Annotated in this window: 13 protein-coding genes and 1 other RNA gene; 11 read left to right on the top strand and 3 right to left on the bottom strand. The window is 44.9% G+C overall.

The window, feature by feature from the left end:
* Positions 1–23: 23 nt before the first annotated feature.
* From apcB to ICL16_RS07030, 3 genes are all read right to left on the bottom strand, one after another.
* Positions 24–509 carry an allophycocyanin subunit beta gene (gene apcB / locus ICL16_RS07040; RefSeq protein WP_190826144.1) on the bottom strand — a complete coding sequence of 162 codons (486 nt, stop codon included), beginning with the start codon at positions 507–509 and terminating at the stop codon, positions 24–26.
* A gap of 60 nt (positions 510–569) precedes the next feature.
* On the bottom strand, positions 570–1,055 hold the full coding sequence (gene apcA / locus ICL16_RS07035) for an allophycocyanin subunit alpha (protein ID WP_190826143.1): 486 nt from the start codon (positions 1,053–1,055) through the stop codon (positions 570–572).
* A gap of 299 nt (positions 1,056–1,354) precedes the next feature.
* Entirely contained in the window at positions 1,355–4,756 is a 3,402-nt protein-coding gene (locus ICL16_RS07030; RefSeq protein ID WP_190826142.1) for a phycobilisome rod-core linker polypeptide, read from the bottom strand.
* Positions 4,757–5,309: 553 nt separating this feature from the next.
* Between ICL16_RS07030 and ICL16_RS07025 the strand changes: the two genes are divergently transcribed.
* The 11 genes from ICL16_RS07025 (at position 5,310) to ICL16_RS06975 (ending at position 14,444) form a co-directional block, all read left to right on the top strand.
* Complete coding sequence (locus ICL16_RS07025) at positions 5,310–6,494, top strand: class I SAM-dependent methyltransferase (protein ID WP_190826234.1); 1,185 nt, start codon at positions 5,310–5,312, stop codon at positions 6,492–6,494.
* Positions 6,495–6,588: 94 nt separating this feature from the next.
* Positions 6,589–7,047, top strand: a complete 459-nt coding sequence (locus ICL16_RS07020; RefSeq protein ID WP_190826141.1) for an ATP synthase subunit I — start codon at positions 6,589–6,591, stop codon at positions 7,045–7,047.
* A 194-nt stretch (positions 7,048–7,241) separates the two neighbouring features.
* The gene (atpB, locus tag ICL16_RS07015) at positions 7,242–7,991 is read left to right on the top strand and encodes a F0F1 ATP synthase subunit A (RefSeq protein ID WP_190826140.1); all 750 of its coding nucleotides are present in this window, start codon (positions 7,242–7,244) and stop codon (positions 7,989–7,991) included.
* Positions 7,992–8,084: 93 nt separating this feature from the next.
* Positions 8,085–8,330, top strand: coding sequence for an ATP synthase F0 subunit C (gene atpE, locus ICL16_RS07010; RefSeq protein WP_006278178.1), 246 nt, complete (start codon positions 8,085–8,087; stop codon positions 8,328–8,330).
* 161 nt (positions 8,331–8,491) lie between these two features.
* Entirely contained in the window at positions 8,492–8,980 is a 489-nt protein-coding gene (locus tag ICL16_RS07005) for a F0F1 ATP synthase subunit B' (protein WP_190826139.1), read from the top strand.
* A 99-nt stretch (positions 8,981–9,079) separates the two neighbouring features.
* The gene (locus tag ICL16_RS07000) at positions 9,080–9,643 is read left to right on the top strand and encodes a F0F1 ATP synthase subunit B (RefSeq protein WP_190826138.1); all 564 of its coding nucleotides are present in this window, start codon (positions 9,080–9,082) and stop codon (positions 9,641–9,643) included.
* Positions 9,640–10,191 carry an ATP synthase F1 subunit delta gene (gene atpH / locus ICL16_RS06995; protein WP_190826137.1) on the top strand — a complete coding sequence of 184 codons (552 nt, stop codon included), beginning with the start codon at positions 9,640–9,642 and terminating at the stop codon, positions 10,189–10,191. The genes ICL16_RS07000 and atpH overlap by 4 nt, the downstream gene beginning before the upstream one ends.
* A gap of 34 nt (positions 10,192–10,225) precedes the next feature.
* On the top strand, positions 10,226–11,746 hold the full coding sequence (gene atpA, locus ICL16_RS06990; protein WP_190826136.1) for a F0F1 ATP synthase subunit alpha: 1,521 nt from the start codon (positions 10,226–10,228) through the stop codon (positions 11,744–11,746).
* Between the two features lie 102 nt (positions 11,747–11,848).
* The gene (locus tag ICL16_RS06985) at positions 11,849–12,796 is read left to right on the top strand and encodes a F0F1 ATP synthase subunit gamma (protein WP_190826135.1); all 948 of its coding nucleotides are present in this window, start codon (positions 11,849–11,851) and stop codon (positions 12,794–12,796) included.
* Between the two features lie 189 nt (positions 12,797–12,985).
* Positions 12,986–13,365: a transfer-messenger RNA gene (gene ssrA / locus ICL16_RS06980) on the top strand.
* 53 nt (positions 13,366–13,418) lie between these two features.
* Positions 13,419–14,444 carry a hypothetical protein gene (locus tag ICL16_RS06975; protein WP_190826134.1) on the top strand — a complete coding sequence of 342 codons (1,026 nt, stop codon included), beginning with the start codon at positions 13,419–13,421 and terminating at the stop codon, positions 14,442–14,444.
* Positions 14,445–14,515 lie beyond the last annotated feature (71 nt).

Below are 14,515 nucleotides of genomic sequence, written 5' to 3'. Positions count from 1 at the left end.
AATTCTTAAGCGCAAAACAGCTTTTAGCTCAAGCCAGAGCTGATGTAGTCGAAGTAAACACCCATTTCCTTACCAGCGTCAGGACCTACCAAGCTAGCGGTTACTTCCTTCATTGCTTGGATAGATTGTACAGTAGCGCCGATGGGTACACCTAAAGAGTTGTAGGTTTCTTTCAAACCATTGAGTACACGCTCATCTAGGATGGAAGGATCGCCAGCCAACATAGCGTAGGTAGAATAGCGGAGGTAGTAGTCCAAATCGCGGATGCAAGCAGCATAACGACGAGTGGTGTACATGTTACCACCGGGACGGGTGATATCAGAGTACAACAAGGACTTAGCTACTGCTTCTTTAACAATAGCAGCTGCGTTAGCGCTGATGGTGGTAGCAGCACGTACACGCAGTTCGCCAGTCTGGAAATAGCCTTTGAGCTTTTCGAGAGCAGCGGTATCAAGATATTTACCTTGAACGTCTGAAGAGTTGATAACAGCGGTAATTGCGTCTTGCATGTTGTTATTTCCTTATTTCCAACCTGATTGCAATACTTGTTGCCCTTTTTGGGATTCGCCTTACTGCATAGCACCGACTAGGTAGTCGAAGTAGGAGCCAGCTTCACCAGCGTCTTCAGAAGACAACAAAGAAGCAGCAACGTTCTTCATTGCGGTAACACCAGCAGCCACAGCATCAATAGGAGTACCGAGGGACTTGTACATTTCACGAACGCCTACAACACCAATTTCTTCAATTGGAGTAACGTCACCAGCGACAATACCGTAGGTGATCAAGCGGAGGTAGTAGTCCAAGTCACGCAGGCAAGTAGCGGTCATTTCTTGACCGTAAGCGTTGCCACCAGGAGATACAACATCAGGACGCTTTTGGAACAGTTGATCGCCTGCTTGCTTAACAATCCGCTCCCGGTTGTCTGTCAAAACTTGAGCAATACGGAGACGGCGTTCGCCACTGGTAACAAAGCCCTTAATCCGATCTAGTTCGCCGGGGCTAAGGTAGCGAGCTTCTGCGTCAGCATTCACGATAGACTTCGTGACGATACTCATGTGTGGATTCCTCCAGTACGAATGAAACCAGAATTTAATGAACTGGTGAGAATGTTAGTTAACTGAGCTGTAAATGAGACTTGGGTAAAGACAACTACACAAGCTTCTCAATTCAGTTACCTACCGGATTTATTTTCGGGCATTATGTTGAGCATTTATGACTGTCCTTAACACTTTGTAATATTTTCTTTCATGTTCACTGTCTTAGCAGAAAAATGAAAAAATTGTTAAGGAGTGTTAAGTCGTAGAGACGCCCCGCCGGGGCGTCTGTACAGCGAGAGGAGGGAAATACCCATTCCCTAGCGTTGGCTATACCGTCCAGTCAGCACAGCAGGAGATAAGCTAGACCAAGACTGCTTCACCAAGTCAGCAGCAGCTTGGACACTACCGAGGTAGTTACCTGCGGGTAAGGATGGGAAGCGCCCGTAAGGCACCACATCTTCACCGAAGTAGCGAGCATACTCTGGGCTATCCACCATAGCGGTTACAGCGGCTTTTAAACCACTATCAGCTAACAGTTTGTTGTAGGTACGAATTTCCGCCTGAGTTGCTGGTGCGCGTCCTAAAAGGTGACGGAAGAGGAATTCAATCACCTTGGTGTTGGGATAGGGGGTGTAGAAGCGCTTACGGTAAATTTCCGAACTTGCTAGTTCGCGGACAAATTCCCGCACAGAAATTTCTCCATTACGCAGTCTGCTGTCTAAGTCAGTGCGACGGAAGTAGCCAGGAACCTGACCGCTAAAGACATCCAACACTTGACAGTAAATGGCGTCAATCACCTGTTGCGTTTCCGCTTGGTTAGCACCGTAAGTCATGCGGTAAATCCGAGCTGGTTTGCGACGGCTTGTACCCACACCCACTTCTACAGATTGTCCGCGCCCATCATTGTAGGAACGACCTAATTCAATAAACAACGGCTTGCTCTTGTCGATTTCACGGGCTTTGGCTGCCATATCTGCGATCGCCTTCGCCATAATCGGCATTTGAGCCACATTCATCTTCGCTTCCACTGGCTCAAAGCTAGGTACAACAATGTCGTCGTTTTGCTTGGTGAGCTGGTTGTACAGCTTTTGAGTATTCGGGAAGTTCGCCGCTGGTAAAGTTGGGAAACGATTGTAAGGCACCGTATCTTCACCAAACGCTTGTAAGTACTCAGCACTATTTACCATTGTCCGGATAAATGCGCGAATACCTTGAGATGCAAGTATTTGATTATACTTCCGTATCTCCGCTTGGTCTAGAGGAGCGCGTCCCAAGAAGTGCTTAGTTCCTAGCTCAATTACCTTAGTGTTGGGGTATGGTGTATAGAACTCCTTCAAGTATAAGTTAGAACAACCCAAACCTTCGATGAATTCCTTCACCGTAATTTCCCCATTCCCCAGCTTACTTTGTAGTGTTGTGAATTCGTTCTGGGCAATGTATGGAGCAACATCACGCTCAAAAATCTGACGGTATGCAGCACCGATAATGGTTTGCACCGCTACTTTGTCTCCAGTACCAGCCACCAACTTGAAGACTTTCGTTTGTTCGCGCTTCTTGCTCACACCTTGGTTCACACGGAACTGAATATCTGGTTCAGTCCGCATTTGTGTAACAGCACCCAGTTCCACAAAGCGTGGAGTTTCTTCCTTCTCAACTTTAGTGCCGATATCTTCGCCGATGCTACCAACACGCAGTTGACGCAATGCTAAACCTTGAGGAGTTAGATAGCGTTCGTAAGGAACTGTATCTTCACCAAACGTTTCACTATACTCTACAGTGTCAAGAATTGCGTCTACTAAACCGTAGAAGCCCTTCTTGGCACAAATATCAAAGTACTTGTTGTTTTCTTGACGACCGTAGGTAGGACGTCCCAACAAGCGACGGTGAATATACTCAAGTGCCTTACATACGTAAAGCGGAGTCCAGTAAAGCTTACGGAACAAATCCGACTTCGCCAAAGCGCGGATAAACTCGCGTACAGAAATTTCACCGTTTTCTAGTTTAATTTCTGCAACTTTTAGCCGCTGACCTTCGTAAACATCGCGACCAAAAACTTGCAGGTAAGCCGCCCGAATCACAGCTTGAGTGGAGCTTTCGGAGAACTTAACACTAGTTCCTGTGGGTGATTTTCTACCTCTAGTACCAGGTAGTTGGTCTAAGCGGAATACCTTAGGACCAAGAGTTCCGGGAAACTGACCTCTAGCGCGAGGATTGCTGTTTTGGTTATTAATACCGGGACCTTGGTGAATCAGAATACGTTTGGTATCCTTACCAAAAGGTGCTGGACGAGTACTGGGGTTTCTGGTTTCTTTCGGGAAGATTGCCCCAAACTGAATTTCCAATGGATCGTTACCCGAACCATAGGGATGCTGGTCGGGCAGTGGCTGCTCGTAGTCAGCAAAAGTTGTGATAAACTGAGGTACTTTGCGGAAGGGCGCACTGTAGTTTAACAGGTCTTGCTGTGGACCCCAGTTACGGCATTCTTGTGCTTCTTGTCCCAGTCCCCGGAGGTATGGTACTGTTTCTTCACCAAAGTAATCAGCGTATTCCTGAGAATCTACTAAAGCATCAACTAAAGCTGGCAGACCACCGTTAGAAACAATGGAGAAGTATTTTTGCACTTCTTCCCGGCTACTTGGTCCCCGTCCCAATATGTGACGGAAAGCAAGTTCAAGAGCGCGGCTGTTGATGAATGGTTCGTAAAACTGTTGGCGGTACAGCGGAGATTTTGCCAAGCGACGGACAAACTCTTTCATGGAGATTGTGCCATTCTTAACTTGGGATTCCAAGTAAGAAATCGACTGACTGTAAGCGCGGGTAATATCACGCTCAAAGATTTGCCGATATGCTGCCTTGACTACATCATTTTTCTCAGTTGCTGACAACCCTGGCTTCATAGCATACTTAGGACGCCGTTCTGCCGCATTAAAGTAAATTTGGGGCAGTTCTAATCCTTGCTGATCGCCCGAAGGACGTTGCCTTAATTTGTTAGAAGGGGTAGGTGCTTTGAATTCGCTAATCAAAACATCCATGTACTGAGATACAATTTCTGTTCCCTCAGGATCTTTACGGAAATAAGAAAGCGATGCTGCTTTGATTTCCTGTAAAGCTACAATTGTTGCTTCTCCAGAACAAGCGTTTTCAATAATTTCTCGTAAACCACGAGTGTTTACAGAAATAATGTTGGGGTCACCAGCAACAATCGCGTAGGTAGCATAGCGCAAGAACCATGATAAGTCCCGCAAGCTTTTACCCATGTTGGTCGGACCGTAACGGGCAACGTTAATTGGTCTAAAGCCTGGAGGTACAGGACCGCTGGGTGAACTGTTAAAAATGGATCTTAAATTTTCTAAGAAGCCACCACGAGATTCCACGTAAGTGACAGTTCCTAGTTTCATCCCTTCTCTGACATCAGTTCCCACGCCTGCCATTGCCAATTCTGGTTCTGGTTCTCTGGGCTTTTCTAAGAAAGCCATTGGTGAACCACCCACAAAAATGCGGTTGGCAGCGCGAGAGACGATAATTTCCGAGTTCTCCGTCAGCTTCTGAGCAATTTCTAGACGCTTTGCGCCAGATGCAAAATAGCTTGCCAGCTCATTGAGTTCGCCGGTTCCGAGAAAGCGATCTTGCTGCTCTGCTTGGGAAATTGTCGATACAGCTAGGGTTTGATATAGTTGCGGACGCGCAACTGAGCTTCCACCACTTGCCTTAACACTCATTGGATTTGTAAAACTCCTATCATATTATTTTTGTGTTAAGTCTGGGTCGCTTTCTGGCTTGACACATCGGTACATTTATGCCTTGGGAGTGCCGCCTTCCAGACTGCCAAAAAAAATTAACCCAGTCAGCTTTTAGATTAGAACGTTTTGCGTTTCTTCTGTTGCATTATTAAGAAGTGTATCAATAATGTAGTGCAAATGTATCAATTCTTGAAGCTACAACCTCCGCTTATCTGAGAAGAAACCTAAGTTTTGTTTCTAAGATTTACAAAAGTCACAGAAAGCTACCCCCCACAGCCTCGTTCCCACGCTATTCGTGGGAATGCATTTCTGCCTCGACATTATGGAGGCGGAGCCTCTCAGACGGCATTCCCAGCCAGAGGCTGGGAACGAGGTAAAGCACGAATCCTCGTTAGTCCACAAAGCGTGGACTTCTGCTATGAGCCTGAGATTTCAATCTCAGGCGGACTTGAGCGTGTCTTTAATCTCAGGCGGACTTGAGGGTGTGATCCAACATTCGCTACACTCAATAATGCTGCAAGCCTCGCCTACCATGTCCGATTCTCAAACCGTTAGCACTGCTGTTGCCAAACTCTACGACACCTACCCCTTTCCCCCAGAACCCCTCTTGGATGAACCACCACCAGGGTACAACTGGCGCTGGAATTGGTTAGCCGCTTACAACTTCTGTACTGGACAAAAACCTCAAAAGCAAGACATCCGCATTTTGGATGCTGGCTGTGGTACAGGGGTGGGAACTGAGTATCTAGTACACCTCAATCCCAAGGCAACTGTAGTGGGAATTGATTTGAGTGCTGGTGCTTTAGCAGTGGCAAAAGAGCGTTGTCAACGTTCCGGAGCAAACCGCGTTGAATTCCATCACCTCAGTTTATACGACGTGGAACAGTTACCAGGAGAATTTGATTTTATTAACTGTGTGGGGGTGCTGCATCATTTACCCGATCCAAATCGCGGTATAAAAGCCTTGGCGCAGAAGTTAGCACCAGGTGGCTTGATGCACATCTTCGTCTACGGCGAGTTGGGGCGCTGGGAAATTCAACTGATGCAAAAAGCGATCGCACTCCTTCAAGGTGACAAACGCGGCGACTACCGTGATGGCGTGCAGGTTGGGCGGCAGATATTCGCTTCTCTACCAGAAAAGAACCGACTTGTCAAGCGAGAAAAAGAACGTTGGGCTTTGGAAAATCAGCGGGATGAATGCTTTGCTGATATGTACGTCCATCCTCAAGAAGTGGATTATAACATAGAAACGCTATTTCAACTCATTGACGCCAGTGGATTAGAATTTGTTGGTTTTTCCAATCCAGGTTTTTGGGACTTAAAGCGACTTTTGGGTAAAGCACCAGAATTAATCGAAAGGGCAGGAAGCTGTGGCGCGATCGCCACTTACCGCTTGATAGAATTATTAGACCCAGAAGTAACTCACTACGAGTTTTTCCTGAGCCGTCCTCCCCTACCTAAAACGGATTGGTCAGCAGATAGCCAGCTATTAACAGCAATACCAGAGCGCAATCCTTGTATTGACGGATTTCCGAGTCGATGTATATTTAACTACGATTACCAAATTGTCAATTTGTCAGAACGCGAGTTAGAATTTTTGGGCATGTGTGAAGGTACATCTACCGTAGGAGAGATTTTGAGTAAAGTAAAGATGGAATTGAATGAAGTGCGATCGCTAGTCAAACAACAATTGATAATTTTGAGTCCGATAAGTTAATTGTTTTTTTCTAAAGTATTGTTACCCGCTCGTGTTATGATTCAGCTGGTTGAATGTGCAGTCAACCTAAATAGCTGTACTGGTTTCAAGTCCTGTGAGCTTGTCAGACGAATCAACAGATCCCACGCCGACAACACAACAAGATACTCCAACTGGTTCTTCTGATACAGAATCAGTGAGTTCTATGCAAGAGTTTTATCAACTCTATCAAGAGTTGTTGCTCATCACTCTTGTCTTGACGGGGATTATTTTCTTCTCTGTGTGGTTTTTTTATTCACTCAACATTGCCCTGAACTATTTGTTAGGGGGGTGTACAGGTGTGATTTACTTAAGGATGTTGGCAAAGGATGTTGAGCGATTGGGCAACCAAAAACAGCAGCTGAGTAAAACTCGGTTAGCTTTATTAGTAGCGTTAATTCTACTGGCATCACGGTGGAATCAGCTGCTTATATTGCCCATATTTTTAGGATTTCTTACCTATAAAGCAACGCTCATCATCTATGTGATAAGGGTGACATTACTCTCTGGCGAGCCTTGGCTCCGACAACCGTAAAAGGTGAATCAGCGCGCATGAGGAGGGTTTCCCTCCGTAGGCGACTGTGAACCCTGCGGGTTCACGCAATTGCGTGAGGAGGGGAGTTTTCCGGGATGGTAGCTCCACACCGGAAATGCGGTTAACCTTCCACACCGATATCCTCGCTGCTCTTCTCCAGTTAAGATTGGAGAAACGATTGATATAGAAAGAAAATGCTTAATTTTCTGAACTTTTTCAATTCTGTTCCCCTTGCCGAATTGGAAGTGGGAAAACATCTGTACTGGCAAATAGGTAACTTGAAGCTACATGGGCAGGTGTTTCTCACCTCCTGGTTTGTAATTGCCGTGCTGGTGTTAGCTTCAATATTGGCTAGTAGCAACCTCAAACGAATTCCCAGTGGGATACAGAACCTCATGGAGTATGCCCTGGAATTCATTCGGGATTTGGCGAAAAATCAGATTGGCGAGAAAGAATATCGCCCTTGGGTGCCGTTTGTTGGCACTTTGTTTTTGTTCATTTTTGTGTCAAATTGGTCAGGGGCACTTGTTCCTTTTCGGTTGATTCATCTACCAGAAGGTGAACTAACAGCTCCAACCAGTGATATCAATACAACGGTTGCCTTAGCTTTGTTGACATCCCTAGCGTATTTTTATGCGGGATTCAGCAAGAAGGGTTTAGGTTACTTTGGTAACTACGTCCAACCAGTGGCGTTTATGTTGCCATTCAAAATTATCGAAGACTTTACCAAACCCCTTTCCCTAAGCTTCCGTTTATTCGGTAATATTTTGGCAGATGAACTGGTAGTAGGCGTGCTAGTACTGCTAGTGCCTTTATTTGTGCCACTGCCAGTAATGGCTTTGGGACTATTTACCAGCGCTATCCAAGCACTAATTTTTGCCACCTTGGCTGCTGCTTACATCGGCGAAGCGATGGAAGAACATCATGGTGAAGAACATCATTAGTAGCTAATGGCTAATGGCTAATAGCAATTAACAATTAGCTATTAGCCATTGACAATCAACAAAATCCATTCAGTAAAGTAAGGAAAGAATATCATGGATCCATTAATTTCTGCTGCTTCAGTATTGGCTGCTGCTCTAGCTGTAGGTTTGGCGGCGATCGGTCCTGGCATCGGTCAAGGAAATGCAGCAGGGCAAGCTGTAGAAGGTATTGCTCGTCAGCCAGAAGCAGAAGGTAAAATTCGCGGTACTTTGCTGTTAAGCTTGGCATTCATGGAAGCGCTAACCATCTATGGTCTAGTAGTTGCTCTAGTACTATTGTTTGCTAACCCCTTCGCATAATCATCGTAGAGACGTTCCGTCGGAACGTCTGTACAGGAGTGAAAAATTGTAGAGACGTTCCATCGGAACGTCTGTACAAGAATCAGGAAATTTAACTGAATGATGACGAATATATCCTGAATTCATAACTCCTAACTAAAATTAGATAGGAATCAGCAGCCATGATACACTGGATCACCTTATTTGCAGTGGAAGAGGTTGCCAAAGAAGGGGGGCTATTTGATTTAGATGCAACCCTGCCTTTGATGGCAATCCAGTTTCTACTCTTAGCCCTGATTTTGAACGCGATTTTTTACAAGCCTCTAGGCAAAGCAATTGATGAACGGAATGAATATATCCGCAACAATCAATTAGAGGCACAAGAACGCTTGACAAAAGCGGAAAAATTGGCGCAACAATATGAGCAAGAATTAGCAGGAGCAAGACGACAAGCACAAACCGCGATCGCCGACGCTCAAGCTCAAGCTCAAAAAATTGCCGCCGAAAAAGTCGCTCAAGCGCAAAAAGAAGCTCAAGCACAAAGAGAACAAGCAGCTCAAGAAATTGAGCAACAAAAACAGCAGGCTTTTGCATCATTGGAGCAAGAAGTTGATGCATTAAGTCGCCAAATACTAGAAAAGCTTTTAGGAGCAGATCTGGTAAAGAGTTAATAGTTAATAGCTAATGGCTAATGGCTAATGGCTAATAGCAATTAATAATTAGCAATTAACAATTAGCAGTTTCGGCAGCGCAGTAGTGGATGAAAAAACATGGGGACTTTTTTACTGTTGATGGCCCAAGCCAGCGCCGTCGGAGGTGAATTGGCGGAAACAGCAGGGCATGGTGGTTTTGGTGTAAACACCAATATTTTAGAAACCAACCTGATTAACCTTGCCATTATTATTAGTGTGCTGCTGATTTTTGGACGGAAGGTTCTCGGCACAACATTGCAAGAACGCCGGGTCAAAATTGAAACAGCTATTAAAAGTGCAGAGCAAAGGCTGAAACAAGCACAGGAAAACCTGGCAGATCAGCAGCGCAAATTGGCACAAGCGCAAGCAGAAGCAGAAAAAATCAAAAAAGCAGCAGAAGAAAATGCGGTAAAAGCCAGAGAAGCAATACTAGCACAAACAACTGCTGATATCGAACGGATGAGGGAGACAGCAGTAGCTGATTTGAACTCAGAACGGGAAAAAGCGATCGCGCAACTGCGTCAACGGGTAGTCGCGATGGCATTGCAAAAAGTTGAGTCAGAACTAGATCGGGGAATTGGCGACGATGCTCAACATACATTAGTTGATCGCAGCATTGCGCTACTAGGAGGCAGGGGATGAAAAGTAATATAGCCACAGACGAAATAGCCCAGCCTTACGCTCAGGCATTAATGTCGGTAGCACAATCAAAAAACCAGACAGAGCAGTTCGGCGAAGATGTGCGTTCTTTGCTATCGCTACTGTCAGAAAGCGAACAGCTACAAAACTTTCTTGGCAACCCCTTTGTTCAACCTGAAAACAAAAAGGCAGTCATCAACCAAATACTTGGTGATGCTAACACATACTTCCGGAATTTCTTGATGCTGCTGGTAGATAGAAGGCGCATTTCACTGCTGGAACCAATTTGTCGGCAGTATTTGGCGCTTTTGCGGCAACTAAATCAAACTGTATTAGCTGAAGTCACTTCTGCCGTTCCTCTGTCGGAAGAACAAAAGCAAGCAGTAATCCAAAAGGTCACAGCAATGACCAATGCTCGCTCGGTAGAATTAGACAGCAAAATCGACCGCGAGGTAATTGGTGGTGTGATTATTAAAGTTGGCTCTCAGGTGATTGACGCCAGTATACGGGGTCAACTGCGCCGCCTTTCGTTGCGCTTAACCAGTGCGTAAACATTGACCATATTGAAACAAAGAAGATAGACAAATGGCAATTAGCATTAGACCAGACGAAATCAGCAGCATTATTCAGCAACAAATCGAGCAATACGACGAACAAGTCAAAGTTGCTAACGTTGGTACTGTCCTACAAGTAGGTGACGGTATCGCTCGTATCTATGGTCTAGACAAGGTCATGGCAAGCGAGCTATTAGAGTTTGAAGACGGTACAATTGGCATCGCCCAGAACTTGGAAGAAGATAATGTGGGTGCGGTGCTAATGGGCGAAGGTCTTGATATTCAAGAAGGTAGTACTGTAACCGCCACTGGTAGAATTGCTCAGGTCCCAGTGGGAGATGCGATGGTTGGACGAGTTGTAGATGCTCTAGGTCGTCCAATTGATGGTAAAGGCGATATCCAAACATCGGAAACCCGTTTGCTTGAATCTCCAGCCCCAGGTATTGTAGCACGTCGCTCTGTACACGAACCAATGCAAACCGGAATTACCGCTATTGATGCGATGATTCCTGTAGGTAGAGGTCAGCGAGAGTTGATTATCGGCGATCGCCAAACAGGAAAAACAGCGATCGCGATTGACACAATCATCAACCAAAAAGAAGAAGATGTAATTTGTGTCTACGTCGCCGTAGGACAAAAAGCTTCCACAGTAGCAAGCGTCGTGCAAACATTGCAGGACAAGGGCGCAATGGACTACACAATTGTTGTCGCAGCCAGCGCCAGTGAACCTGCTACCCTACAATACTTGGCTCCTTACACCGGAGCAACAATTGCTGAGTACTTTATGTACAAAGGCAAAGCTACTCTGGTAATTTATGATGACCTCTCCAAGCAGGCTCAAGCGTATCGACAAATGTCCTTGCTTTTGCGTCGTCCACCCGGACGGGAAGCTTACCCAGGAGATGTGTTCTACATCCACTCCCGCTTGTTGGAACGTGCTGCTAAACTGAGTGATGAACTAGGTGCAGGTAGCATGACTGCTCTGCCGATTATCGAAACTCAAGCAGGTGACGTATCTGCTTACATCCCCACCAATGTGATTTCGATTACAGACGGTCAGATTTTCCTCTCTTCTGACTTGTTTAACTCTGGTGTCCGTCCGGCGGTGAACCCTGGTATTTCTGTATCACGGGTAGGTTCGGCTGCTCAAACCAAGGCAATGAAAAAAGTTGCTGGTAAGTTGAAGTTGGAACTCGCACAGTTTGACGACTTACAAGCTTTCGCACAATTTGCTTCTGACTTGGATAAAGCTACTCAAGATCAGTTGGCAAGGGGTCAGCGTTTGCGGGAACTACTGAAGCAACCGCAAAATTCGCCACTATCTGTGTATGAACAGGTGGCTCTTCTATACGCTGGTATTAACGGTTACTTAGACGATATCCCAGTAGATAAAGTTACTACCTTTACTAAGGGATTGCGCGATTACTTGAAAACCAGCAAACCTCAGTACACCCAAGGAGTACAAACGAAGAAAGTACTCGGTGACGATGAAGAAGCAGCTTTGAAAGAAGCAATCAACGAATACAAGAAGACTTTCTTGGCAACAACGTAGGAAAGGAGTCAGGAGTCAGGAGTCAGGAGTCAGGAGTTAATTTATTCTTGACTTCTGAATTCTGAATTCTGAATTCTGAATTCAGAATTCTTTGGAAAAATTATGGCTAACCTCAAATCAATACGCGATCGCATTCAGTCGGTCAAAAATACTAAAAAAATCACAGAAGCCATGCGGCTGGTGGCGGCGGCAAGAGTACGTCGCGCTCAAGAACAGGTGCTATCCACTCGCCCCTTTGCCGATCGCTTAGCACAAGTATTGTACGGTTTACAAACTCGTTTGCGGTTTGAAGATGTAGATTTACCTCTACTGAAAAAACGGGAAGTGCGCTCAGTAGGGTTGTTGGTAATTTCAGGCGATCGGGGTTTGTGCGGTGGTTACAATACCAACGTCATCCGTCGTGCAGAAAATCGCGCCAAGGAACTCAAAGCAGAAGGGCTAGACTATAAATTTGTGTTAGTAGGACGCAAATCTATCCAGTACTTCCAACGCCGCAACCAACCAATTGATGCTACCTACACTGGCTTAGAGCAAATTCCCACCGCCGCAGAAGCCACCAATATTGCCGATCAACTGCTTTCTTTGTTCCTCTCCGATACTGTAGATCGCATTGAATTAATCTACACCAGATTCGTTTCCTTGGTTAGTTCTCGTCCAGTAGTCCAAACACTACTACCCCTCGACACCCAAGGATTAGAAACACCGGATGATGAAATCTTCCGCCTCACAACTCGTGGTGGTGAATTCAGTGTCGAACGGGAGAAAATTACAACTCCAGTCCGTGCTTTACCTCGCGACATGATTTTCGAGCAAGATCCAGTGCAGATCCTCGATTCTCTATTACCGCTGTATTTAAGTAACCAATTATTGCGGGCGCTACAAGAATCTGCTGCAAGTGAACTCGCAGCCAGAATGACAGCAATGAGCAATGCCAGCGACAACGCTGCTGATTTAATTAGCAACCTCACCCTGACTTACAACAAAGCACGCCAAGCTGCCATCACCCAGGAAATTCTTGAGGTGGTAGGTGGTGCTGAAGCACTGACGTAAAAGGGATTGGGTACTGGGTACTGGGTACTGGGGAAATGCTGCAAAATTTGTCAGGGTAATACCGAACACCATAATTTTTCGCGCTTTATTACCCAATCCCCAATCCCCAGTCCCTTTTACCCTTTTAACTTTTTACTCTAAAGTGGCATATTTTAAAATTGCGCACTATAATGAGTATATGAACTACATGGGTCCGTAACGGTTTCGACAGGTTGGCGAAAGCTACTCTGTGATTCAGGTCGAGAGTGAGTCGTCTCTCGAAAATCAAAGGCTCAAAAAGATAAATGCAAACAACATTGTATCTTTTAAGCGTGTAGCAGTAGCTGCGTAAAAACCTCTTACAGGTACGCTTGTCTGTAGTCCGACTCCGTTAAAGGCTACAGACCAACCCCAACGGATGCTCTAGCAGGATTTCTCTGGTTGACTGCTAGCTAAGATTTAATCAGAGCATCCTACCGTTCGGGATAAAGAACGTTCCCCGCCTTGAGGGTAAGAAAGGCTATACCTGTGAACGAGCGGGGGGTCAATACCCAGTCTGGACAGCAGTTCGACTCTGCTCGGATCCACTAATAATATTTAAGGAAACCACCTTACACTTTTATATGTAGGTGGATTTTGTTTTATGGGAAATTCGCAAGTATTTGTTATTTGTCAAAATCCTGCTTGTGGTAAGGAATTTGGCAAGTTTTTAGCTGAGTTTAATAGAAGTAAAAAACTAGAAAGACCACATTTTTGTTCTTTGAAGTGCCATGCACAATACAGAGGACTTAGTAATTTTAAAGGAAAGGTAAATAGAGACACTTCCCACTTAAGAGACATAGTTAGAAGAGATGCTTTTTCACCTTTTCGATATCATTTAAGAGTGATGAAAAAGTCGGCAAAGCGCAGAAATCAAGAATGCTATGTCACGTTAGTAGACTTGAAGCTATTGTGGGAAAAACAAAAAGGTATTTGCCCTTACACTGGCTGGAGTTTAGTTCTTTTACCTTGCACTACTAGTTATGAAACTACATCTTTAACAATTAATAGAGCAAGTGTAGATCGTAAGGATTCATCTCAAGGTTATACACTAGACAATATACATTTTGTTGCCGTAATTGCTAATTATGCGAAAATGGCTTTTACAGAAGAAGATTTAATTAACTTTTGTCATGATGTTTGTAAATACAGGAATCTGGATGTATATAACCGTAAAGATTTGATAGAGATAAAGAGTAATTATCAACAGTTAGTTTTAGGAAATCGTCGAGATGAATATTCACCTTTTCGCCAACATCTTAAACTAGCAAGAAGACGAGTGAAAAGTCATGGAAGAGAATGCACAATCACTCTAGAATATTTAAAGGCATTGTGGGAACAGCAAAATGGAATATGCTCATATACTGGTTGGAAATTAGATAATCCCGAAACAACAGCTCACTGGGAAAATAATCAATTACATCCGAAAAGAGCCAGTTTAGATCGGATAGATTCTTCTCTTGGGTACGTGCTGGGAAATGTTCAGTTTGTGAGCGTCATGGCTAACTTTGCCAAGAGAGATTTTCAAGAAGAAGAACTGCTAAAATTTTTTCAAGCAGTTGTTAATTATCGAGTAAAAAATACCCCTCCCAACCCTCCCCTTACCAAGGGGAGGGCTAGGGTGGGGTAGATGCAAAGTGTTGTATACGACGCTCAAGTTAATTACTTTTGCTAAACTGAAATAGCAGTGTGACGTGTTTT

It is taken from the genome of Iningainema tapete BLCC-T55 (genome assembly GCF_014698965.1).
Classification (GTDB): domain Bacteria; phylum Cyanobacteriota; class Cyanobacteriia; order Cyanobacteriales; family Nostocaceae; genus Iningainema; species Iningainema tapete.
The sequence above is the reverse complement of the archived record's forward strand: the minus strand, read 5'-3'. Positions and strand labels throughout refer to the sequence as shown.

What these genes read in the sequence shown, in the direction of transcription:
- atpE (WP_006278178.1), top strand. Translation starts at nt 8,085, where the DNA reads ATGGATCCATTAATTTCTGCTGCTTCAGTATTGGCTGCTGCTCTAGCT.
- atpA (WP_190826136.1), top strand. Translation starts at nt 10,226, where the DNA reads ATGGCAATTAGCATTAGACCAGACGAAATCAGCAGCATTATTCAGCAA.
- ICL16_RS07000 (WP_190826138.1), top strand. Translation starts at nt 9,080, where the DNA reads ATGGGGACTTTTTTACTGTTGATGGCCCAAGCCAGCGCCGTCGGAGGT.
- apcB (WP_190826144.1), bottom strand. Translation starts at nt 509, where the DNA reads ATGCAAGACGCAATTACCGCTGTTATCAACTCTTCAGACGTTCAAGGT.
- ICL16_RS06985 (WP_190826135.1), top strand. Translation starts at nt 11,849, where the DNA reads ATGGCTAACCTCAAATCAATACGCGATCGCATTCAGTCGGTCAAAAAT.
- atpH (WP_190826137.1), top strand. Translation starts at nt 9,640, where the DNA reads ATGAAAAGTAATATAGCCACAGACGAAATAGCCCAGCCTTACGCTCAG.
- ICL16_RS06975 (WP_190826134.1), top strand. Translation starts at nt 13,419, where the DNA reads ATGGGAAATTCGCAAGTATTTGTTATTTGTCAAAATCCTGCTTGTGGT.
- ICL16_RS07030 (WP_190826142.1), bottom strand. Translation starts at nt 4,756, where the DNA reads ATGAGTGTTAAGGCAAGTGGTGGAAGCTCAGTTGCGCGTCCGCAACTA.
- ICL16_RS07025 (WP_190826234.1), top strand. Translation starts at nt 5,310, where the DNA reads ATGTCCGATTCTCAAACCGTTAGCACTGCTGTTGCCAAACTCTACGAC.
- atpB (WP_190826140.1), top strand. Translation starts at nt 7,242, where the DNA reads ATGCTTAATTTTCTGAACTTTTTCAATTCTGTTCCCCTTGCCGAATTG.
- ICL16_RS07005 (WP_190826139.1), top strand. Translation starts at nt 8,492, where the DNA reads ATGATACACTGGATCACCTTATTTGCAGTGGAAGAGGTTGCCAAAGAA.
- apcA (WP_190826143.1), bottom strand. Translation starts at nt 1,055, where the DNA reads ATGAGTATCGTCACGAAGTCTATCGTGAATGCTGACGCAGAAGCTCGC.